Genomic DNA, 22,156 nt, shown 5'->3' on the forward strand with positions numbered 1-22,156 from the left:
CTTAGTAACGTCCTCCACGGGAATCATCTGGTCTGCGACGATTTTTAATAGCACGGTAGATACCTACTCCGATCATGATCAGGACGTAAATGGCCAGAACGTTAACGGCAAGGCCAAGCAAGCTGCCCAATGCGCCCATGTTGCCGAACAATCCGCCGAAGAGCATACCTGCCAAACCGCCCAGCATCATACCTTTCAGAAATCCGCCGCCACCGCCAAGGAATCCACCGGTTCTGCTTGTATTACCAGCAGTTGCCCCTGACTTGGCTCCGCTATCTGACTTATTAATTCCATTGCTGTCATTCGCCTTGCTTGGTGTAGATTGGTATGATTTAGGTCCGGATTTAAACCCGCCGCCTCGCCTTGCGTCAGCTGTAGATGGTGCGATCATAGCAATGAGTAGGGTAAAAGCCATCATCAGCATCATCATATTTTTCAAAGTGAATGTTTTTTTCATGTAAATATAATCCCCCTTAGTAAATTTGTTTATAGGTCAAACAACCGCTTACCAGTAATACGAATGGCATGGAAAAGGGTTTCAAAGAATTTTAATTTTTAAAAAATTAAATAATAACGTCCCATAAATCCTATGCATGGATTGGCTAAAACATTCAGCTTTGCGGCTTAAGTGAAAACGGATTAGTGTCAGCACTGACATCACCGGCAAGCAGCATACGCAGAACCATTTGGCACCATTCCAGACCTGCTTTAGCATTCAAAAGTCCTTTTTGTACTAAAATATAGTCACCAAAGTTCTTACTGCCAAAATGTAAATTCTCTGCAGGAATATCGTTCAGGATATCCTCAAGATGCTGGATTTTCTGAATAAAATGACGTTTGCGTTCCTCCAGCATACGATTGGCACTACTTTTGTCCGTTAACCAAAGACAGAACAGTCGAAGACTTAATTCATCCCGTGTAACCGGAGCAGCTAACGCTTCCTGGGACCATTGCTGAAGCATATGGATTCCCTTGTCGGTAATGGTATACATTTTCTTATCAGGCTTGTCGGACTGCTGAATCCAACGGGAGGCTAGCAGTTCCTTGCTCTCCATACGGGCCAGTAGCGGATAGATCTGACTGTGCTTGGCCTGCCAAAAAGGCTGGATACGCAACATCAGATCATAGCCGGAGGATTCCTCTCTTGCGAGAAGCCCCAACAGACCATACGATAGTAAATTCATAGATCTTATCTCCTTCATCCATCATAGTAACGGTTGTAACAGCACTGCGGCAGCTATTCTGCAGCTTCATGAAAAGTGTACACTGAAACTGTATGGTTTGACAACTTTCAGTCAGGTCGTTCACAGGTTAGCCAAAATTGATTCTTGTCATTCTCCACGTATATGTGCTTTTTTTCATAAAAAAGGGTAGTTTAAGCTCGTATGTACGAGCTTAAACTACCCTGGTAACCTTCTGCCGAAGCGTATCCTATTTACTGTTCATTTCCATCAACGAGAAGTGTTAACGCTCCTGTATCTGGATGAATAACCATGCCGTGAACGGGGGCATTAGGAGGGAGAAGCGGGTGATTTTTAATAAGCTTCACGGTAGTTCTTACCCCTTCTTCAATGTTGTCAAAACCTTTTAACCATTTATTTAGCTTAATTCCTGAATTTTCTAATGTATTCAGCACTTCCTGAGAAATTCCGCGATCGAGCATTTCATTGACCATGTGGTCTGCATTTAATGCAGCCATGCCGCACTCATAATGACCTACAACGACGACTTCGTCTGCTCCCAGCTCATACAGGGCGACTAGCACACTGCGCATTACACTTCCAAAGGGCTGTGAAATAATAGCACCCGCATTTTTGATGATTTTCACATCACCGTTGCGCAGGTTCATGGCTTTCGGGAGTAACTCCGTTAGCCGTGTATCCATACAAGTGATAATGACCATTTTTTTATTGGGGAACTTGCCCGTTCTATAGGCCTCGTATTCTTTGTTTTCTACGAAAACACGATTGTACTCTAAAATTTCTTTGATGTGATTCACGATTGTTCCCTCCAGATTCTATTAAAGTTTGATATGTACAGCCCAACGTTTATTTTAGGTCTTAGGAGCTGGTCGTACATGTTGTGAGTTGATTATACTTTTTAATATAAGTATCATCAAGTATAGGTATTGTAAAGTTTTATCCATTTTAAGTTAAAGAGGTGACCTCAAATATGGCGCAACAGACGTTGGATCAATTGACGGCTTTAAAGGAGCTTTCACACAAAATCAGTAGTTATGGCGAAGCAGTAGGTCTGCTGCACTGGGATTTACGAACTGGTGCTCCGCGCAAGGGTGTTGACATTCGGTCGGAGACGTTGGGTATGCTGTCCACTGAAATGTTCAAGCTGATGATCTCGGATGAAATGGGACAATTGCTGCAATTTTTTGCCACAGTAGATAAGCTGGAGCAACTGGAAGACAACGATCGCAGATTGGTGGAGGAATGCCGTAAAAATTATGACCTTAATCGTTCGGTTCCGGCAGACCGATACCGGGATTATAGCATTCTTGCAGCGCAGGCAGAGAGCAAGTGGGAGGACGCAAAGGGACATAGCGATTTTGTCGGATTTGAACCCTACTTGTCTAAAATCGTAGACATGAAGCGCGAATTTATCGGCTACTGGGGGGTTAAGGATACAGAGTATGACACGCTTTTGGATCAATATGAACCGGGGATGACGGTTGAAAAACTGGATGCTGTGTTTGATCGTCTCAAAAAGCGCCTTGTGCCACTGCTGTCTAAAATTCAGGCTTCACCGAACCAGCCGGATAAGAGCTTTTTAGATGGTGTGTTTGATGTGAAGCAGCAGGAGAAGTTCAGCCTGTTCATATTAGGTCAGATGGGGTATGACTTTGACGCAGGCCGCTTGGATGAGAGCGTACATCCTTTCGCAACAGGATTAAATCCAGGTGATGTGCGTATAACAACACATTATCTGCAAGATGATGTAACCAGTGCTATTTTCAGTTCGTTGCATGAAGGAGGCCATGCGCTGTACGAACAAAATATTGCTCCTGAGCTAGCAGGATCACTACTGTCGGGAGGAACCTCTATGGGGATTCATGAATCCCAGTCCCGCTTGTGGGAAAATAAAATCGGACGCAGTCGTGCTTTCTGGGATCGGTATTACGATGATTTGCAAAAGCATTTTCCTGATCGCTTGGCAAAGGTTACGGCAGATCAATTCTATCGGGCAGTCAACCGTGTGGAAAATTCACTGATTCGTATTGAAGCGGATGAGCTAACATATAATTTACATATCATTATCCGTTATGAAATTGAAAAAATGTTGTTTAATGAAAAGCTGGATGTGAAGCGTCTCCCTGAGGTGTGGAATGCGAAATATAAGGAATACCTAGGGTTACTTCCACCGAATGATGGACTGGGCGTACTTCAAGACGTTCACTGGTCCGGTGGTGATTTTGGCTATTTTGCTTCCTACTCGCTTGGCAATATGTATGCAGCACAAATTTTGGCGACATTACGCAAAGAGTTACCAAATCTAGATGAATTAATCTCTGCTGGAGAACTTGAGCCGATCAAGCAATGGCTGACCGAACGTATTTACCGTTACGGCAAGAGCCGGACGCCTTCCGAGTTGATTGTAGCCATTACAGGTGAAGATCTGAACCCGGATTATCTCGCCGACTACCTGGAAGAGAAATATACCTCCATATACAAGCTGTAAATCATATGCCATCTTCCCCACGTTCCCGGGCGAACGTGGTTTTTTTTTGTGCAATTAACCAATATATCGACAACCGCATAACAATATATGAAGTCAACGGATGTAAAAAGGTGGGGAGGGAATAAGGATGAAAAACGGCGCTCGTTTCAAAGCTGTGGTGGCTGCGGCACTACTCGGATTACTGTTGCTCAGTGGGTGCACCCCCAAAGGGGGGGAGCAGACAATTGAGATCAGACTAGGCGAGGTAGCCCGTACGGTCTTTTATGCGCCGCAGTATGTAGCCTTGAGCCAGGGAATGTTTGCTCAGGAGGGACTGGATGTCCAATTGGCAACGATTCCCGGGGGGGACAAGGCGATGACGGCGTTGTTGTCCAACCAGGCGGATATCGCGCTCATCGGCGCGGAAACATCTATTTATGTGTATCAGCAAGGAGCAGAGGACCCTATCATTAATTTTGCCCAACTGACACAGAAGGATGGAACCTTTTTGTTTGCCCGTCAAACGCAGGATAACTTTGCATGGAAAAAGCTGAAAGGACAAAATTTTTTGGGGCAACGCAAGGGAGGAATGCCGCAAATGTCACTTGAATTTACGCTTCGCAAACACGGCATTGATCCTCATAAGGATCTGAAGCTGATTCAAAATATTGATTTTGCTAATGTTGCCTCTGCTTTCGGCTCGGGTACAGGGGATTATGTACAGCTATTTGAGCCACAGGCATCTATTTTTGAAAAGGCAGGTCGTGGGCGGGTAGTTGCCTCTATCGGTGTGGAGAGCGGCGAATTGCCGTATACGGTATATATGGCTAAGCAAAGCTACCTGAAGGCAAATAGCGAGGCTGCACAGAAATTTACAAATGCTGTATATCGGGCACAACAGTGGATTGCTACGCATTCACCTGAACAGATTGCCGAAGCAATCACGCCCTATTTTAAAGATACAGATTTAGCTATTTTGACGAGTAGTATCAAGCGATATAAGGAACAGAGCACCTATGCTTTGAACCCGATGATTGAGGAAAAGGAATGGAAGAACTTACAGGATGTCATGACCTCGGCAGGGGAGCTTAAAAGTCCAGTTGCACTGGATAAGCTAGTGAACCCAAGTTTTGCCCAACAAGCGATTTCGTCAAATTCTACCGGAAATACTGAACCGCCTGTGAAAAAGAGCACAACTGAATCTACGGATGCAGGTGTCGATGCTGGAGGTTCGTCATGATGGAGGAACGGAGTGATCTAACTTCGGACGCGACAAGACCGATGGTGAGACTGGAGCAAGTGACGCATGTCTATGTAACGGATCGTGAAGCTTCGCTGGCGGTTGAGAATATTGATTTTTCCGTAGAGACAGGGGAGTTTGTCAGCTTGGTCGGCCCAAGCGGCTGCGGCAAAACGACGATCCTGTCCATGATCGCAGGGCTACTGCGTCCAGCGGCAGGCCTAGTCATGTTGCAAGGTCAGCCGGTAAGTGGGCCGAGTCCAGAAGTTGGTTACATGCTGCAGCAGGATTATCTGTTCCCGTGGCGGACGATCATGGAGAACGCATTGTTGGGTCTGGAACTAGCCAACAGAGTAGATGAAGCTGCACGTGAGCAGACAAGGCTGTTACTGGAAGGCATGGGTCTGGGAGGGAAGGAGCATCTGCATCCATCCCAGTTGTCTGGGGGAATGCGCCAGCGCGTGGCGCTGGTACGGACGCTGGCGACCAATCCGGGATTGCTGCTGCTGGATGAGCCGTTCTCCGCGCTGGATTATCAAACCAAGCTACAGCTGGAAGATCTGATTGCGGAAACCTTGCGCGAGCGGAGGAAGACGGCTATTTTAGTCACACATGATTTGGCCGAAGCCATTGCGGTCAGTGACCGGATTATAGTGATGGGTCGAAATCCTGGTCATGTCCGACGTACCTTCGAGATTCCGGGTTGCATCCGAGAAGCTCAGCCTTTTTATGCACGCGAGCAGCCGGGTTTTAATGAGCTTTTTCATGAAATATGGGGTGAACTGGAGGCTTCGGGAGCAAAGGAGTGAGTTAACGTATGAAGGACGAAGCGGATCAGCTTGAGCAACGTTGGATTCAAGGACTACATCAGGCGTATTTACGCAGCAGGCGTTCGCAACGATGGTTAGTGACAGGGGTACAGACAGCTATTTTACTGCTTTTGTTTGTATTATGGGAAATTGCAGGTCGATTGAAGTGGATTGATGTACTGTTGTTCAGCTATCCGAGCAAAATTTTCACCCAGATCGGTAAGGATGCGGTCAGTGGTGAATTATGGGGACATGTAGGTGTCACCGTGGGAGAGACGATGGCGGGGTTTTTACTCGGTACACTGTTAGGTACGTTGCTGGCTGTACTTATTTGGTGGTCACCGTTTTTGTCGAGGGTGCTTGACCCCTATATGGTCGTGTTCAACAGTATGCCTAAGGTGGCGCTAGGTCCAATTTTTATCGTTATGTTTGGGGCGGGATTTACTGCTATTCTAATGACAACCCTCTCCATTACGGTCATCATTACGACACTAGTCGTATACAACAGCTTTCAGGAAGTCGATTCGAATCTAATCAAAGTGGTTCGCACGTTTGGCGGATCACGCCGTGATACGTTTCAAAAGGTGATTTTGCCTGCATCCTTTCCTGCAATTGTCTCTACACTGAAAGTGAATGTGGGTATGGCATGGGTTGGCGTGATTGTTGGTGAATTTCTGGTAGCTAAAAACGGCTTAGGCTATTTGATTATCTATGGTTTTCAGGTATTCAATTTCACGCTGGTTATGTCCAGTTTGTTGATCATTGCTGTCGTAGCTACTCTGATGTATCAGGCGGTCGTGTATGTGGAGCATCGCCTGCTTTCGGGTCGTCCTCATCGGTAATAATAAAAGTTCTGAACATTTGTGTAAAACGTGAAAATAAAGTACCATGAAAAATGAAAATACTTAAAATTTATGAAAATGCTAAAACAGATTTCATCCAGAGAGGACAGAATTTTTTCATGGGCTTTCGTACGATTAAAACGGCTATTGCCGCATTAATGGCCGTACTTATTGCGGAGGGTTTTGGCATTCATGGTGCTACCTCAGCAGGGCTTTTAGCGATTTTGGGGGTGGATGTCACACGCAAGAGAAGTCTCCGTACTATTTCGGCGAGATTTTTTGCATCCGTCGTGGGGCTTCTTTTTGCTTGTGTTTTGTTTGTAGTATTCGGATTCCATGATTGGGTACTGGCATTATATATTTTAACGGCGTTTCCAGTCATTGTACGGGTGGGCTTTAAAGAAGGGATTGTCACCGGTTCGGTCGTGGTTTTTCGCGTATTCAGCGGCGGCGTGATTGATATGGAGGTACTGCTGACCCAGCTAGGTCTGCTAGTGATTGGACTGGGTTCCGCAATGATTGTCAATTTAGCCTATATGCCGGGTTCTGATAATACCATGCAACAAATTCGGCAGGAGGTAGATCGGACATTTTCTGTTATATTCAGAAATATGGCCAATACGCTGCGTAGTCCAGCATACATATGGGATGGCAAGGAAGTTATTGAAGCGAACAGCGTGATAGCCAAAGGGGTCACTGAGGCGGGGCGTTCCTTGGAAAATCAGATGCTTCGTCCCCAAGAGGGCTGGAATGTGTATTTTTATATGCGAAAAGAACAGCTGGATTCGATCCAAAACATGATGCAGTTGATCGCACAAATGTATCAGCATATGCCGCAGGCCAAGCTTCTGGCTGAGCTGTTCGACCAGCTTAGCAATGACGTTTTGGCTGGACATTATACGGGACAGACCGAGAAGCTGCTGGAGCAGGTTCGTGAAGAATTTAAAGCCATGGAGCTTCCCGCAACCCGGGAGGAATTTGAGATTCGTTCGGCATTATTACAGCTTACACATGAGCTTCATCAGTATTTGAAAATTGCGAAAAAGGACAAGGCCCCTACTCCAGTAAGAAATTAGAGTAAAGGCCTTGAGCGGCTACTATCCATGACGGACAGTAGCCTTTTCTTGTTCAGTGTCGGTAGAAGCCGGATGGTTTAAAGTCCGTTTGTGCCGAATTCGGTCTGTGATCCATAAGACAGCGGTGATCAGGCAAGGATACAGCATAGCCCATCCGACAAAGGGGAAAACGACCGCTGTAGAGATAAACGATATCCAACTAATGGCAACGCCCCAGCGACTACCACGTAGAAGTTTAATTCCTGCTGCGCAACCGCCGAGATAGGTCAGAATAAAGGTGGCGTTCGGGAACTGGATCAGGTTAGTGAGTGAAACAGTACCACTACCGTACAACACCATAATGATCACGAAGCAGACGCTAAGAAAAGCAATGCCTCCGATAGGGGTGTGGAATCGTTGGGATAACATGCCCATCCAGCGAAAGGCCTGTCCTTGCCGGGATAAAGCATAAGCGACACGTGAAGCGGCACCCACATAAGCAATAATAGTAGCGGTACAAATAAAGATACCCGTCAAGCCTGCAATTATCGCGCCCCATGGCCCAATAGCCCGACTAATCACCCATACGAGCGAAGCATCCGAACCCCCTGCAAGGTAACTTTGTGTGCCCACAGTAGCCAGCGCTGTTAAGAAATAAAGCAAACCAACAATGACGGCTGCAATGGTCACACCTCTAACGGCCGCCCGCCGGGGATTAGTGAATTCCTCTGACATATGGGACACGGCCTCCCAACCGATAAAGCACCAAAACAGAATCGCGGCCGCTTGACCGACGGAGAGCCAGCCATGTGGAGCAAACGGGGTGAAGTGGATTGTTTTCATCTGAGGAAGTGCTGCGGCAATGGCGAATATAAGGACAGCAACGATAGCTATGACGACTGCGATCTGAATACGTCCCGCGACCTTCATGCCGATCCAATTGATGATCAGGCCCACCGCCAGCATAGCAGCGGCTAACATCATGCGGCTTTCCTCTCCCCAGCCCATGGCTGCGGTCATATAGCCGGCTCCGGTGAGTGCGGCAACAGGAGCCCCAATCGGAACTGACATGAGAAAAAACCACCCGATATAAGCACCGGCACGTGGTGAAAAGGCCAACGTGACAAAATGCGATACTCCACCCGCATTCGGGAATTTGGCGGATAGAAGACCCATAGAAAGTGCCATTGGCAAGATGAGCAGGGTCATAAAACCCCATGCCAGCAGCGATGCCGGTCCCGCCATTTGGGCGGCAAGACCAGGCACAATCAATATTCCCGAACCCAGTACAGCTCCGATATAGAGTGCAATGGCCTGTGGAAGACCAATGGTGGATTGAAGTTTACTTTCACTTGTCATGCAGAAAAGCCTTCTTTCTATTGTTATTTTCTCCAGCTTATCAGATAATCAATCTATCGGAAAAACGGAATATAACGATTGCTTGCATCGAAAAAAACGATTGAAGGAGCGGATTATGGAATCGCGGCATTTGTTTACCTTTTTAAATGTAGTTGAGGCAGGCAGTTTTACGCGAGCAGCGCGTATACTGGATTATGCACAGTCGAGTATCACTGCTCAAATTCAAACGCTGGAGACTGAGTTGGGTACGCCGCTTTTTGATCGCATTGGCAAAAAAATCATGCTGACGGATGCCGGGCGACGTCTGCTGCCCTATGCGCAGGAAATTTCCAAGATGCATGCTATGGCTAAGGATGCGCTTCGTTCAGAAACGGAATTGGCAGGCACGCTGAAAATAGGAGCACCAGAGTCTCTGGCCGCTTTTCGTCTACCGAGTTTGATCCGTGAGTACAGGGAGCGGTATCCGAAGGTTAAAATTGTCCTCAAACCCGGCGAATGCTGGGAATTACGCGATTTGATCCGTTCCGGTGAGCTGGATTTGGCTTTTTTGCTTCAGCCCGAGACAGAGGATAGAGAACTGAATGTCACCACGCTTATTCACGAGCCGATGGCCTTGGTTGCGCCACTCGAGCATTCGCTGGTTACCTATACCCAGGTAGAGCCTGCCGACTTGAAGGATGAAACCATTTTGCATACAGAGGCAGGATGTACGTACCGTATCCTTTTTGAGCAGTATCTGAATAAACACGGTATTTTTTCAGACCCTAGCCTGGAATTTTGGAGTATTGAAGCCATCAAGCAGTGTGTCATGGCTGGGCTGGGTATTGCGTTGCTCCCGCTAGTAACGGTACAAAATGAGCTGCGAGAAGGTAAAATGGCGCGTTTAGCCTGGGATGACAGTGAACAGCAGGTGGCTACTCAGGTCGCTTATCACACGAAAAAGTGGAAATCCCCGGCTCTTAGCGAATTTTTACAGATCGTTGAGCAGCATGTAACACATTGGCGTGCATGAGTTCAAGCCATCACGGCATATGCTTATACAAATAATATTTTTTCCTTTTCGCCTATTCACTCAACATTCGCCCACAACCTGCATACATATGTATGGAATGATTGATTGTATGGAGGAGGTTCAAGAATGGCATTAAGTCATAAAAATCGTAGAGAGATTATTACCAAAGCGATCTGTGGTAAAGGTCGCAGATTCTCTACCGTAACCCATACCGTAACTCCGCCGAATAATCCGACGAGCATTTTAGGGGCATGGATTATTAACCACCAGTATGAAGCTGTGGCGGCGGGGGACGGCATTGAGGTCGTCGGGACGTATGATATCAATATTTGGTACTCATACGATAAAAACTCGCAGACCGATGTTGCCAAGGAAACGGTGTCGTACGTAGAAAATGTGCCGCTCTCGTATCTTGATCCGAAGCACCGGGCGTCTACAGTGGAAGTATCCGCCGAAGCTACACAGGAGCCGAGTTGCGTCGAGGCCAGTGTGTCTTCTGGAGGTGGCAGCGTAATGATCCGGGTCGAGCGGGAATTTGCGGTGGAGCTGGTAGCGGAAACGAAGATTGTTGTAGAAGTATTCCCGAATGGCAGCAGCGATGATTTTGACAAAGACTTTGATTTTGGAGCGGAAGAGGGGGACTATGAGGAGCTCGACCCCGACCTCATTGACGACGAGCTCTGACAGAAGCAACCAAAAAGAGGGCCGCTTTACTCTTGCGCCGGCTGATTCTGCGCAGGGGGCAAAGGCCCTCCTTTTTTGTTGTTGCGGGTTGAAATTGGATTGAAATCCGTACGTAGTTCGTAGGGGGGATATAATGCAGCAGCCAGGACAGGCGCTCATACGCTTCAGGCAGATGCCAAATGATGAAAAAAAGCGTAGACTGGAGCGTTCAGGCATAGCGGTGCAGTGGATGGATAGCAGTATAGCAGATTTTGCGATAGGCTACGCGGTGCAAATCCATCAACTGCGAGTATTGGAGATTCGTAGGCGTGCCATCGAAGGCCCTTCCAAAGTCCGCGCATACGATCTGTCTGAACTGGATCAACATTCACCGCTCTATGTCCGGATGGAGCGGCTAGCTGTACGTGCGTTGTATACACTGGGTTTGGACAGTGGTGAGGTGATGCTGACTCCGCTGGGGGAGCGCAGCTGTCAGGTGCGCGAAGTCTCGGCACAGCCATGGTTAAATGATAGACGTTTGGCCACGCTATATGAAATTGCTGCGCGCGAAGGGGATGTTGAGGGTGAGAATCTTTCAGCGCAACGAGGGAGAGATCGACTACTCATCGGAATGGACCCTGAATTTGTGCTGATTCGTATGCCAGAGGGACGGGTCGTGCCGGCCTCAAGATATTTGGGTCGTCTCGGCATAGCCGGCTGCGATGCTGTTACGCGTCGAGGACGAACGCTGTATCCAGTCGCTGAGCTTCGTCCAGCGCCGAGTGGAGATCCGGACCGTCTGCTGAAGCACCTGCGTCAAGCTTTTGCAACCGCAGCCCGGCGCATTACCGACCGCACACTCATCTGGCAGGCGGGGGGGATGCCGCAACCGGGTTTTCCACTGGGCGGACATCTGCATTTCAGCGGGGTTGCGCTAAACGGTGCCTTGCTCCGGGCACTGGATAACTATTTGGCACTGCCTTTGGCGCTACTGGAAGACAAGCGTGCGGCCCGGCGCAGACCGCATTATGGCAATTTGGGTGATTTTCGACGTCAGTCGTATGGAGGCTTTGAATATCGTACACTGCCCAGTTTTCTTATCTCGCCACAGCTAGCGAAAGGTGTGATTGGTATGGCGTTTCTCATTGCTACTCAATATCCGCGTTTGCAACGTAGGCCGCTGGGTGAAGAGGAGGCTCACAGAGCCTTTTATGAAGGAAATCAATTTGTGCTTAAGGAGTATATGGAACCTCTTATTTTGGATATGGTTTCACTGGAAATATACTCGCAATATGAAGCTTATGTAGCGCCATTGCTGGACAGCCTCCGCAAGGGGAAGCAGTGGGATGAATCACGGGATTTGCGCCCCTTTTGGAAGCTTACGTAAAATCAAGTGTCGACACCAGGAATGGTTTCATGTTATCGACTGTCATTTTTGATATAATGAGAGATAATTATAAGTTTAAACGGAACAAAGTGTGGGGGTTAGTAAACGGTATGTCTAAATATACACCGATGATTGAGCAGTATTTATCCATAAAAGAGCAGGCTAAAGATGCATTTTTGTTTTTCCGTCTGGGAGATTTTTACGAGATGTTTTTCGATGATGCAATTCTTGCATCCAAGGAGCTGGAAATTGCACTTACGGGTCGTGAGGGTGGCGCCACGGAAAAAATTCCGATGTGCGGCGTGCCTTATCATTCAGCGGAAAATTACATACAGCGCCTCATTGAGAAAGGTTATAAAGTGGCCATCTGTGAGCAAATGGAGGAAGCCTCAGCTACGAAGGGGATGGTGCGGCGGGATATTGTCCGCGTTGTGACCCCGGGTACAGTAATGGAAGGCAAGGTGCTGGGTGATAAATCCAACAACTACATGGTATGTGTCACAGAGACGGACGGGATGCTGGCTCTTGCGGCGTGCGACTTGTCAACAGGTGAATTGTATGTGACCTCTGTGCCTGATTCGAAAGAATGGCTACTAGATGAAATAAACATTTATGAGCCGTCCGAAATGTTGGGGGATGGTCATCTGCTTGATTTTGTGGCTTCCCGTATGTCCCCCGTTGGACGGCGTGTTGTGTATACGGCCTGGGACAAATCCAAGGATGATTTGGTTCGGGATCAATTTGGCGAAGCCACGTGGGCAAGGCTTACGGAGGAACGCAGACGGTGCGTATCACGCTTGATTTCCTATTTGAATGAAACGCAAAAAAGATCGTTAGGCCAATTGACCCAAATCTCCGTATATGAGCCAAACCATTTTATGATTCTGGATCCATTTACCCGCAGGAATCTGGAACTGGTGGAGACAGTACGTGAACGCTCCAAGAAAGGCTCGCTGCTGTGGCTGTTGGATCGCACAGAGACTTCCATGGGAGCGCGTCTGTTGCGTCGTTGGATCGACAAGCCGTTGTTGAGCGGCAGTCTTATTGAGGAACGCTTGGAGGCGGTGGACAAGCTATACCACCAGTTTATTTTCCGAGAGGATGTACGTGCTCAGCTTAAAGAGATTTACGATCTGGAGCGTCTGGTTGGGCGGATTGCCTTTGGTAGTGCTAATGCACGCGATCTGATCGCTCTCAAGCTGTCGCTGGTCCGAATTCCTTCTTTACGCGAATTGTGCGCTGAATCTCCTTCGAAGACGCTGAGACAGATTGCACAAACGCTGGATAGCTGTACAGACCTGTGTACATTGATTGAGGAAGCGGTGGCGGATGAACCGCCGATTTCCGTAAGGGATGGAGGTCTTATTAAGGAAGGCTACCATCAGCGTCTGGACGAACTGCGCGAGGCGAGTGTGAACGGTAAACGTTGGATCGCTGAGCTAGAGGCCAAGGAACGTGCAGCAACCGGCATTCGGTCACTTAAAATTGGATATAACAAAGTATTTGGTTATTATATCGAGGTGACCAAATCCAATTTGGCTTCATTACCAGAAGGTCGATATGAACGCAAACAGACGTTGGCGAATGCGGAACGGTATATTACACCGGAGTTGAAGGAAAAGGAATCTCTAATTCTGGAAGCCGAGGATAAAATGGTTGATCTGGAGTATACGCTTTTCTCCGAGCTTCGCAGTAAACTAAACGCTGAAATTCCCCGTTTGCAAAAGCTGGCAGAGCAAGTGGCTGAAATTGACGTGTATCAGTCGCTGGCATCGGTTAGCGCGGAACGGGGATTCGTGAAACCTGAGCTGACTACAGGATATGATTTCGTAGTGGAGCAGGGTCGCCATCCCGTGGTGGAGGCTGTAATGAAAGATGGCGGTTTTATCGCCAACAGCACGGTATTGGAGGAAGCGGATGCGCATATTCTACTTATCACCGGGCCGAACATGGCTGGGAAAAGTACGTATATGCGTCAGGTCGCACTTATTGCAATTATGGCTCAAATTGGCTGTTTTGTCCCTGCTGCACGTGCCAAGGTGCCGATGCTGGATCGCATTTTCACACGGATCGGCGCAGCGGATGATCTTATCGGCGGGCAGAGTACGTTTATGGTCGAAATGGCAGATATCCAAGTAATGACGGACAAAGCAACTCCGCGAAGCTTGATCATTATTGATGAACTGGGACGAGGTACGTCTACCAGTGAAGGAATGGCAATTGCACAGGCAGTCATCGAATTTGTCCATGACACGATCGGCTGTAAGGCACTGGTATCCACGCATTTCCATGAGCTGGCGCATTTGGAGCAAGGCCTGTCTTCGCTGCGAAATTACTCTATGGCCGTGCAGGAAAGCGGCGACAAAGTGAATTTCCTGCGCAAGCTCATACCGGGAGCGGCTAGCAGTAGCTATGGTATTTATTGTGCTCGGCTTGCAGGCTTGCCCAATAACATTATTGAGCGAGCGAATGGACTGCTGAATGGTTTTGAACAGGCAGCGGCTCAAGTAACGGCAGGTACCGAGATAGTAGTAGGAGGGAAGGAAGGGACTGATCTTCGTACAGTTTCAGGGACAGAGGATATTTCTTCTTTGACCAAATATAATTCAGGCCAGACATTGCGAGAAAGCGGAGAAACTGCATCATCAGCTCAGTCTTTATCACAGCAGGCGACCCTGGTAAAAGAAGATACTCTACAGACTGTGGAGGATTCCAGCAGGTTGGAGCAAGGAGCAACCGAAGTGGTACAGCTGTCCATTTTTGGAGAGCAGGAGCTTGCCACCTCCAAGCCCCACGCAGAGACAGTAGAGACGAATCCAATTGTGCGCCAAATTTTGCGCAAGGTGAAGAATGCTGATGTCATGAATATGACTCCTTTACAGGCAATGCAGCTATTAAATGATCTTAAAAATAAGGCCAATGGCCTGTAGTAAAAATAAGTGACATTATTCTTATTTTTCATCGCACTTTGAAGTCAGGAGGAGGTTAAAAGGATGTCTAAAATTCGGGTACTGGATGAACATATTGCGAACCAGATTGCTGCCGGTGAGGTCGTGGAGCGTCCAGCCTCCGTCGTGAAGGAACTGGTGGAAAATGCGATTGATGCAGGCGGTACGCGGGTGGACGTATGGGTAGAAGAGGGCGGCTTGCAAAGTATCCGGGTGACGGATAATGGAAGTGGCATTGAGCCTGAAGACGTGGAAACGGCATTCTATCGGCACGCGACAAGTAAAATTGGACATGGTCGCGACCTGTTTCAGATCACAAGTCTCGGCTTTCGGGGAGAGGCGTTGCCAAGTATTGCGGCAGTATCGAAAGTAGAGTTGCTTACAGCAGCCGGAGATGACGGGCGTGCCCGTAAATTAGTGATTGAAGGCGGTAAGCTGTTGCTTCACGAGGATGCTGCTAGTAGGCAAGGGACGGATTTTACCGTACGGGAGCTGTTTTATAATACACCTGCAAGGCTGAAATATATGAAAACAATCCAGACCGAGCTGGGACACATTTCGGATGTATTGTACCGAATGGCGCTTTCGCACCCGGAAGTGGCCTTCACATTGCGGCATAATGGCAATACATTGCTGCAAACGCTGGGCAATGGTGATTTGCTGCAGGTGATTGCCGCTATTTACGGAACTTCTGCGGCGAAATCCATGCTGCTGCTAGAAGGAGAGAGCCTGGATTACCGAATTAGTGGCTATGTCAGTCGCCCAGAGTGGACGAGATCAAATCGCAATGCGATCTCGACAGTAGTGAACGGACGTTTTGTGCGTAGCTACGGGCTTAATCAGGCGTTGCTCAAGGCATATCATACCTTATTGCCGATCAATCGTTTTCCGCTGGCTGTGATCCAACTGGAAATGCATCCTTCTTTGGTGGATGTTAACGTTCATCCTGCCAAGCTGGAGGTAAGGTTTAGTAAAGAAGCTGAACTGTTTCAGCTGGTTGAAGATTCGGTAAAAGCTGTCTTAGGGCAGCAAGTGCTGATTCCGAAGGCAGTCAAGCGCGAGATCGGTGGCAAGGACAGTGGCTCGTTTGTGCAGGAGCAGTTTCACTTCTCGAAGGGAAATGGTGCGGAAGGGGATGCTCCTTCCGGCAAAGACCGGGGGGGAGCACTGCCACCTTCCGTGACTTCGCCGGAGAGCCAGGAATCGCGCCAATCCAATTACTTGAACAGGAACGAAGAGAATAACAGGGGTAGCCAGGAGCGTGAGCAACGTCCGAGCAGGGATAGTCTCTCAGCCATTGGACGGGCAAACAATCTTTCAGGTAAAAGTATTAATGATGATGAACTGGATGCAGATTTTGTGGAAGAAAACAACGGGAGTGAAGTTAAAGGGGAAGTGCCGCTTCCTGATGGGGCGACCGTACAGTCGTCCGAAGGAGATAATGCCGCAATAGGCACAACTACCTTATACAGCGGAGGGATACAGGAAACAGCTGCTTCTGCTGCTTACCCATCTTCTATGCCGCCGATTGCAGGACAAGCTACAGATTCCCGTCATTTCGCGGATCAGAAGCCGCGCCAGCAACGTCTGGATGCGGAGCAATTGGCAGCAGTGTCGGGAGAAGTTCCAGAGCTGCCTACTTTTCCTGAACTGAATTTAATCGGTCAGCACCATGGGACATATCTGATTGCGCAGAACGACCAGGGCTTGTATTTAATTGATCAACATGCCGCACATGAACGAGTCAATTATGAATTTTATTATGAAAAATTCGGCAATCCCGAGTCAGTATCGCAGGAGCTGCTACTGCCAATTACACTGGATTTTACGCCTTCCGAAACGGAAAAGTTGAAAACAAGGCTGCACTGGTTTGAACAGGCAGGGGTGTATCTGGAGCATTTTGGCGGTCAAACCTTCCGTGTCAGCTCTTACCCGTACTGGCTTCCCCAAGGGGAAGAAGCGGATGTCATTGAGGAAATGGCCGGATGGGTGCTGGAGGAAAGAGCCATTGATCTTGCTAAGCTGCGGGAAGCAGCCTCAATCATGTGCTCCTGCCGGGCTTCGATTAAAGCAAACCAGAAGCTGACTGATCGGCAGGCTATTGTGCTGCTAGAGCGTTTGGCAGCGTGCAAACAACCTTATACTTGCCCTCATGGGCGACCTATTGTGGTTTCCTTTTCCACATATGATTTAGAGAAGCTGTTTAAAAGAGTAATGTAAGGGAGTATATATATGTTGCAGGATCGGGAAAACCGTGAAGAAGAGCAGTCGAGCCTACGGGAAAAGCAAGTCGAATTACTCGTCACGACAGGGGATTCCCCCTCGGCTGAGGTTGTGGAGCGAGCGAAGTTGCTTGCAGCCGAGTTAGGGGCGCTGTATGCCCCTCGTCGTGGCATATCGGTAGCTAAGCTAATTGCGGCTCACAGAGTCCGTCAAGCGTTGGTTCTGGTGCAGGGCGGAGTAAGGCTGATTAGCCCAGAACAACCACCGATGGCTTTTCACCCCAGTATGGGCTTCATTCGCGCCAAACGGGTATTAAAGGGTGAACCTGACCCGATGTTGACGGCTGCCCGGATCGTCCCGGGTGATACCGTGCTGGATTGCACTGCAGGACTTGGTACGGATTCTCTTCTATTTTCAATTGGAACGGGAAGCTCTGGACAAGTCACGGCTGTGGAGAGTTCTTTCCCCGTCTACGCTTTAATCAAGGATGGAATGAGGCATTACCGTTCCGGCAACGCTGAAGTAGATAAAGCCTTTTCCAACATTGACGTTCGTTTTGGTTATCATTTGGACTATTTGCGTAGTTTGCCGGATCGCAGTATAGATATTATTTATTTTGACCCTATGTTTCGTGATCCGTTGCTCGATTCCAGCGCAATTGGTCCATTGAGAGGGTTGGCAAATCCAGACGCGTTGAGTGAGGAAAGTATTGTTCATGCGAAACGGATTGCACGAAAAACAATTGTATTAAAAGAAAAACGGGGTAGCGGGGAATTTGCCCGCCTCGGCTTCCGTGTAGAGCAGCGGGGCACAACGAAAACAGTGTACGGAGTGATCGATATTGACAGTGGCACCTAAGCCTAAACTACTCGTTCTTGTTGGCCCGACTGCGGTTGGCAAGACGAAACTAAGCATTGAGATGGCTCGACAATTTGACGCGGAAATTATTTCCGGGGATTCCATGCAGGTATACCGTCATATGGACGTTGGAACTGCCAAAATTTCCGAACAGGAAATGGAAGGAATCAAGCACCATTTAATTGATATTCATGAGCCTGAATACCCATATTCAGTAGCCCAATTTCAGGAGGACTGTCGTCGTCTCATACCTGATATTCAATCTAGAGGAAAGCTACCGTTTATCGTAGGCGGAACAGGTTTATATGTAGAATCAGTCTGCTATGAATACCAGTTTTCCGAGGTAGGGGCTGACGAAGCTTTTCGTCAGGAGCAGCTGGACTATGCCGAACAGTTTGGAGCTGACGCGCTTCATGCGCGACTACAGGCGGTTGATCCCGAAAGTGCACTTCGTTTGCATCCTAATGATCGTCGTCGTGTCGTTCGGGCACTGGAAATTTACCATGTTAGCGGAACGACACTTAGCTCTCAACTTGCCAGTCAAAAAAAGGAATCTCCCTACCAACTCTGCATCGTAGGTTTGACAATGGATAGGCAAATGCTATATAAACGTATTGAAGACCGAATTGACGGGATGCTCGATCAAGGGCTTGTGGCTGAGGTAACCTCCTTAATGGAACGGGGAGTGCGAAGCGATGCCATCTCCATGCAAGGTCTAGGCTATAAAGAGATATCCTCCTACCTGCGGGGAGAGGTGTCTTTGGAAGAGGCGGTGACTTGGCTAAAACGGGATACGCGTCATTTTGCGAAGCGACAGCTCTCGTGGTTTCGCCATATGAAGGATATCCAGTGGGTAGATGTCACTGATTTCGGAAATTTTTCTGCTCATGCAGCCCAAATACACGAAATTATAGCAGGAAAGTTCCGGACAGACCTTGAATATACTTCAAAACAATCCAAATGATTATTGGGGGTACGGCTAAAATGAACAAGTCCATTAATATCCAAGATACGTTTCTGAATCAATTGCGCAAGGATTCTATACCTGTAACGGTATACCTCATCAATGGATTTCAGGTGCGAGGGACGATTAAAGCATTTGACAATTTTACGATTGTGATCGACTCGGATGGAAAGCAGCAGCTGATTTACAAGCATGCCATCTCCACCTTTACACCGCAACGCAATGTATCGCTTGTACAGCAGCAGGATAGCGCTAGCGATAACTGATTACGGCTTGACGGTCGTCCGGGTTCATGAAACTTTTCAGGCGTCCGTCTCGTCTAACTGTATAGGAATGTGACCGGGAGCAACCTGATCAGGGTTGTTCTTTTCATTCCGTTTACTTTCAAGCTGCCGACAGCAAGCTTTAAGCTTATGTTAGGTACCATATGATTATTCGCGAAAGGGAGTCAGGGGAATGCCAAACGATTCATTGTCCAGATCCGGCAATCGCAATAGAAACACATCTAAAGAGAAGCCGAAGGGCAAGAAAAAGAAAATTACAGGTAAGCGAATTGGATGGACGCTGTTTATTACCGCGGCGGTAGCTATATTTTGCGCACTTGGTGGCTATTTATTTGTCATGGTAAATGGCGAAAAAATTTACGATGCGAACAAGGACAAAATTACAGTGAATGAGACATCAAAGGTTTATGACCGCAACGGTGTGCTCATGGGTGAGTTGTCTGTGCAAAAAAGTGATCCTGTCAAAAGTGAAGAAATACCAGACTTGCTCAAAAAAGCTTTTATTGCAACCGAGGATAAGCGTTTTATGGAGCATCAAGGAGTTGATATTTGGTCTATCGGTCGGGCAGCCGTTAAGGATATCGTGGCCCGTTCGGCAGTGGAGGGCGGCAGTACGCTAACTCAGCAGCTGGCCAAAAACTTGTTTTTGACACGTGACAAAACCTTTTTCCGTAAAGCGACAGAGGTATCCATCGCAATGGCGCTGGAGCGGAGGTTGACTAAAGATGAAATTATTACTCTCTACTTAAATCGGATTTGGTTTGGACGCTCCTATTCTGGAATTAAGGCAGCGTCGGAAGGTTATTTTGGGCAAACCAACTTAAAAGAATTAAAATTGTGGCAAATTGCTACATTGGCAGCTATTCCGAAAGGGCCTTCCAAGTATAATCCGATCAGTAACCCGGAGAACTCGAAGGCACGACGTGCGGTGGTTCTCCAGCTGATGTTTGAGCAGGGGATGATTGGAAAGCAAGAGATGGAAGAGGCCAAGGCTGTAAATTACAATTACAAACAACCAGAAAAAGTTCAAAAGTATCAAAATTTTATGGAATACGTCATGGATGAGGCAGAGGATGCACTGCCAGGAGTTAGCGGCAATGATCTGATTATTGGCGGTTACAAAATTCATACCACAATGGATGCCCAGGCTCAAAATGCGCTGGATCAGGCGATGGCAGATGATGACATGTTCGAAAAAAGTCCTGACGATCAGCCAGTTCAAGCTTCGATGGTCATTATTAACAACCAGACAGGTGGAATTGCCGCGATGGCACCCGGACGGGATTACAAAAAGGGAACCTTCAATCGTGCGACACAGAGCCGCAGACAGCCAGGATCGGCCTTCAAGCCGATTGTAGCCTATGCGCCAGCTCTCGAATCCGGTAAATTTACGATGGATACTCCTTTGAGTAACGAACGCCAGAGCTTTAACGGATACAGTCCGAAAAACTTGCATGGTTACTCGTCGACCATCAGCATGCTCGACGCGATTACGAAGTCTGAAAATATTCCACCTGTATGGTTGCTGAACCAAATCGGTGTGGAAAAAGGGGTTCAATTTGCCGAGAGCGTAGGCATTCCGATGGACAAAAACGATCACTCACTTGCTATCGCATTGGGTGGATTAAGCAAAGGAACGAATACCCTTGAAATGGCGCAGGCGTACAGCGCTTTTGCTAATAAAGGACAATTCCAAAAAGCTTATTCTATTAAGCAAATTAACAATAGTGATGATCAAGTTGTTTATACTCATGAAGAGGAAACTAAATCTGTAATGAGTGAAAAAACGGCTTATGAAATGACACAAATGATGCAAAATGTAGTCAATAGCGGCACAGGTCGCAAAGCACGCATTGACTGGCCTGTAGCCGGTAAAACGGGTACGACCCAAAGTGGAATTAGCGGTAATAGTGGTAACCGGGACATCTGGTTTGTCGGTTATACGCCAGAATATACCGGAGCAGTATGGATGGGTTATGATAAGCCGGACAGTAAACATATGCTCAGAAACTATAGTGGGCAGTCGGCAGCCTTTTTCGGAAGGGTCATGGGTGAAGCTCTCAAGGGGCATCCGGTTACGCAATTCAGCGAGCCGAAGGGATATGAACCACCAGTTGAGCAGAAGCCAGAAGAGCCGGTTCAGGCTACCGCTCCAAGCGGACTGAGCGGGTCTTATAGTCAGGACACCCAAATTGTATCGTTGTCCTGGAATGCGGCAGAGGGAGACAATGTACAATACCGTGTTTATCGTAAAGAGTCTTCCGAAGGAAGCTTCAGGACGATTATGGAGGCGATGAGAGGCACGAGTGGCGAAGATACGTCTCCTGTAGCTGGAAAAACGTATCAATACTATGTCGTAGCTTATGGAACGGATGGTAAAGAATCCGCAGCTTCGAATACGATTAGTGTAGAAATTCCGACAGAGACTACTCCGATAGATCCGCAGCTAGGAAATGATCCTAATCAGGATGGAACTGTACCGGATAATGGCGAGAATATAGATGGTCAGGACGGCACAGACCAGGGGAATACGACTCCTGGAGGTACTGATAACGGTACTGGTTCTGACCAAGTACCAACGTCTCCTGGAGGTAACAATGGAAATGGTACTGGAGGCACAGGCAACAGTAACGACAATTTTGGGAACGGAAACGATACAAATACGGGGAATGGTCAGACGACTACGCCGGATTCAGGTATAACTGATGAAAATACTATGACCAATCCAGAAAATACAGATGCATCTACCACAGGTGCTATTATGGATGGAAGTCAGGAAAGCAAATCCAACGGTCATTCAAACTCCAATCGTGGACGTCACAACCGGGATTAGCAAATATGTT

Annotated in this window: 18 protein-coding genes; 14 read left to right on the plus strand and 4 right to left on the minus strand. The window is 47.8% G+C overall.

The genetic code is table 11. The features are described 5' to 3' along the window. Window position 1: 1 nt before the first annotated feature. The 3 genes from JOD82_RS01510 to JOD82_RS01520 all read right to left on the minus strand — a co-directional run bounded on the left by JOD82_RS01510 (window position 2) and on the right by JOD82_RS01520 (window position 1,999). Window positions 2-457 carry a hypothetical protein gene (locus JOD82_RS01510; protein WP_069010626.1) on the minus strand — a complete coding sequence of 152 codons (456 nt, stop codon included), beginning with the start codon at window positions 455-457 and terminating at the stop codon, window positions 2-4. A gap of 154 nt (window positions 458-611) precedes the next feature. Next, window positions 612-1,184, minus strand: a complete 573-nt coding sequence (locus tag JOD82_RS01515; protein WP_013310597.1) for a PadR family transcriptional regulator — start codon at window positions 1,182-1,184, stop codon at window positions 612-614. Between the two features lie 251 nt (window positions 1,185-1,435). Beyond that, a complete protein-coding gene (locus tag JOD82_RS01520) occupies window positions 1,436-1,999 on the minus strand; it encodes a beta-class carbonic anhydrase (RefSeq protein ID WP_029518130.1) in 564 nt (187 codons plus the stop codon). A 173-nt stretch (window positions 2,000-2,172) separates the two neighbouring features. Here JOD82_RS01520 and JOD82_RS01525 point away from each other — a divergent pair, with 173 nt between their 5' ends. The 5 genes from JOD82_RS01525 (at window position 2,173) to JOD82_RS01545 (ending at window position 7,636) form a co-directional block, all read left to right on the plus strand. Further along, window positions 2,173-3,690 carry a carboxypeptidase M32 gene (locus tag JOD82_RS01525; RefSeq protein WP_069010624.1) on the plus strand — a complete coding sequence of 506 codons (1,518 nt, stop codon included), beginning with the start codon at window positions 2,173-2,175 and terminating at the stop codon, window positions 3,688-3,690. A 127-nt stretch (window positions 3,691-3,817) separates the two neighbouring features. Next, a complete protein-coding gene (locus tag JOD82_RS01530; protein ID WP_069010623.1) occupies window positions 3,818-4,909 on the plus strand; it encodes an ABC transporter substrate-binding protein in 1,092 nt (363 codons plus the stop codon). Next, window positions 4,906-5,718 (plus strand): ABC transporter ATP-binding protein, encoded by an 813-nt coding sequence (locus JOD82_RS01535; RefSeq protein ID WP_069010621.1) that lies wholly within the window; start codon window positions 4,906-4,908, stop codon window positions 5,716-5,718. The genes JOD82_RS01530 and JOD82_RS01535 overlap by 4 nt, the downstream gene beginning before the upstream one ends. 8 nt (window positions 5,719-5,726) lie before the next feature. Then, window positions 5,727-6,560, plus strand: coding sequence for an ABC transporter permease (locus JOD82_RS01540; RefSeq protein ID WP_013310592.1), 834 nt, complete (start codon window positions 5,727-5,729; stop codon window positions 6,558-6,560). Window positions 6,561-6,679: 119 nt separating this feature from the next. Continuing rightward, window positions 6,680-7,636: an aromatic acid exporter family protein gene (locus JOD82_RS01545; RefSeq protein WP_029518125.1), complete on the plus strand. Its 957-nt coding sequence runs from the start codon at window positions 6,680-6,682 to the stop codon at window positions 7,634-7,636. A 21-nt stretch (window positions 7,637-7,657) separates the two neighbouring features. On the opposite strand, the gene JOD82_RS01550 is transcribed toward JOD82_RS01545, so the two are convergent. Continuing rightward, complete coding sequence (locus tag JOD82_RS01550) at window positions 7,658-8,974, minus strand: amino acid permease (RefSeq protein WP_029518124.1); 1,317 nt, start codon at window positions 8,972-8,974, stop codon at window positions 7,658-7,660. 115 nt (window positions 8,975-9,089) lie between these two features. Here JOD82_RS01550 and JOD82_RS01555 point away from each other — a divergent pair, with 115 nt between their 5' ends. From JOD82_RS01555 to JOD82_RS01595, 9 genes are all read left to right on the plus strand, one after another. Beyond that, window positions 9,090-9,986 (plus strand): LysR family transcriptional regulator, encoded by an 897-nt coding sequence (locus JOD82_RS01555; RefSeq protein WP_029518123.1) that lies wholly within the window; start codon window positions 9,090-9,092, stop codon window positions 9,984-9,986. Between the two features lie 126 nt (window positions 9,987-10,112). Next, a complete protein-coding gene (locus JOD82_RS01560) occupies window positions 10,113-10,670 on the plus strand; it encodes an outer spore coat protein CotE (RefSeq protein ID WP_013310588.1) in 558 nt (185 codons plus the stop codon). A 133-nt stretch (window positions 10,671-10,803) separates the two neighbouring features. Beyond that, on the plus strand, window positions 10,804-12,036 hold the full coding sequence (locus tag JOD82_RS01565; protein ID WP_193373361.1) for a putative amidoligase domain-containing protein: 1,233 nt from the start codon (window positions 10,804-10,806) through the stop codon (window positions 12,034-12,036). Between the two features lie 110 nt (window positions 12,037-12,146). After that, window positions 12,147-14,966: a DNA mismatch repair protein MutS gene (gene mutS, locus JOD82_RS01570; protein ID WP_069010614.1), complete on the plus strand. Its 2,820-nt coding sequence runs from the start codon at window positions 12,147-12,149 to the stop codon at window positions 14,964-14,966. A 63-nt stretch (window positions 14,967-15,029) separates the two neighbouring features. Then, a complete protein-coding gene (gene mutL / locus JOD82_RS01575; RefSeq protein WP_029518120.1) occupies window positions 15,030-17,204 on the plus strand; it encodes a DNA mismatch repair endonuclease MutL in 2,175 nt (724 codons plus the stop codon). 12 nt (window positions 17,205-17,216) lie between these two features. Beyond that, on the plus strand, window positions 17,217-18,065 hold the full coding sequence (locus tag JOD82_RS01580; protein WP_069010613.1) for a class I SAM-dependent methyltransferase: 849 nt from the start codon (window positions 17,217-17,219) through the stop codon (window positions 18,063-18,065). Then, the gene (gene miaA, locus JOD82_RS01585) at window positions 18,049-19,029 is read left to right on the plus strand and encodes a tRNA (adenosine(37)-N6)-dimethylallyltransferase MiaA (protein WP_069010611.1); all 981 of its coding nucleotides are present in this window, start codon (window positions 18,049-18,051) and stop codon (window positions 19,027-19,029) included. The genes JOD82_RS01580 and miaA overlap by 17 nt, the downstream gene beginning before the upstream one ends. A gap of 20 nt (window positions 19,030-19,049) precedes the next feature. Next, on the plus strand, window positions 19,050-19,295 hold the full coding sequence (hfq, locus tag JOD82_RS01590; RefSeq protein WP_029518117.1) for an RNA chaperone Hfq: 246 nt from the start codon (window positions 19,050-19,052) through the stop codon (window positions 19,293-19,295). 190 nt (window positions 19,296-19,485) lie between these two features. Then, the gene (locus JOD82_RS01595) at window positions 19,486-22,146 is read left to right on the plus strand and encodes a PBP1A family penicillin-binding protein (protein ID WP_069010610.1); all 2,661 of its coding nucleotides are present in this window, start codon (window positions 19,486-19,488) and stop codon (window positions 22,144-22,146) included. The last annotated feature ends 10 nt before the right edge of the window (window positions 22,147-22,156 follow it).

The sequence above is a fragment of the Paenibacillus sp. 1182 genome (assembly GCF_017833915.1).
Lineage (GTDB): Bacteria > Bacillota > Bacilli > Paenibacillales > Paenibacillaceae > Paenibacillus > Paenibacillus polymyxa_D.

What these genes read in the sequence shown, in the direction of transcription:
- JOD82_RS01525 (WP_069010624.1), top strand. Translation starts at nt 2,173, where the DNA reads ATGGCGCAACAGACGTTGGATCAATTGACGGCTTTAAAGGAGCTTTCA.
- mutS (WP_069010614.1), top strand. Translation starts at nt 12,147, where the DNA reads ATGTCTAAATATACACCGATGATTGAGCAGTATTTATCCATAAAAGAG.
- JOD82_RS01580 (WP_069010613.1), top strand. Translation starts at nt 17,217, where the DNA reads ATGTTGCAGGATCGGGAAAACCGTGAAGAAGAGCAGTCGAGCCTACGG.
- JOD82_RS01530 (WP_069010623.1), top strand. Translation starts at nt 3,818, where the DNA reads ATGAAAAACGGCGCTCGTTTCAAAGCTGTGGTGGCTGCGGCACTACTC.
- JOD82_RS01540 (WP_013310592.1), top strand. Translation starts at nt 5,727, where the DNA reads ATGAAGGACGAAGCGGATCAGCTTGAGCAACGTTGGATTCAAGGACTA.
- JOD82_RS01550 (WP_029518124.1), bottom strand. Translation starts at nt 8,974, where the DNA reads ATGACAAGTGAAAGTAAACTTCAATCCACCATTGGTCTTCCACAGGCC.
- mutL (WP_029518120.1), top strand. Translation starts at nt 15,030, where the DNA reads ATGTCTAAAATTCGGGTACTGGATGAACATATTGCGAACCAGATTGCT.
- JOD82_RS01560 (WP_013310588.1), top strand. Translation starts at nt 10,113, where the DNA reads ATGGCATTAAGTCATAAAAATCGTAGAGAGATTATTACCAAAGCGATC.
- JOD82_RS01545 (WP_029518125.1), top strand. Translation starts at nt 6,680, where the DNA reads ATGGGCTTTCGTACGATTAAAACGGCTATTGCCGCATTAATGGCCGTA.
- JOD82_RS01565 (WP_193373361.1), top strand. Translation starts at nt 10,804, where the DNA reads ATGCAGCAGCCAGGACAGGCGCTCATACGCTTCAGGCAGATGCCAAAT.
- JOD82_RS01515 (WP_013310597.1), bottom strand. Translation starts at nt 1,184, where the DNA reads ATGAATTTACTATCGTATGGTCTGTTGGGGCTTCTCGCAAGAGAGGAA.
- JOD82_RS01555 (WP_029518123.1), top strand. Translation starts at nt 9,090, where the DNA reads ATGGAATCGCGGCATTTGTTTACCTTTTTAAATGTAGTTGAGGCAGGC.
- JOD82_RS01595 (WP_069010610.1), top strand. Translation starts at nt 19,486, where the DNA reads ATGCCAAACGATTCATTGTCCAGATCCGGCAATCGCAATAGAAACACA.
- JOD82_RS01535 (WP_069010621.1), top strand. Translation starts at nt 4,906, where the DNA reads ATGATGGAGGAACGGAGTGATCTAACTTCGGACGCGACAAGACCGATG.
- JOD82_RS01510 (WP_069010626.1), bottom strand. Translation starts at nt 457, where the DNA reads ATGAAAAAAACATTCACTTTGAAAAATATGATGATGCTGATGATGGCT.
- hfq (WP_029518117.1), top strand. Translation starts at nt 19,050, where the DNA reads ATGAACAAGTCCATTAATATCCAAGATACGTTTCTGAATCAATTGCGC.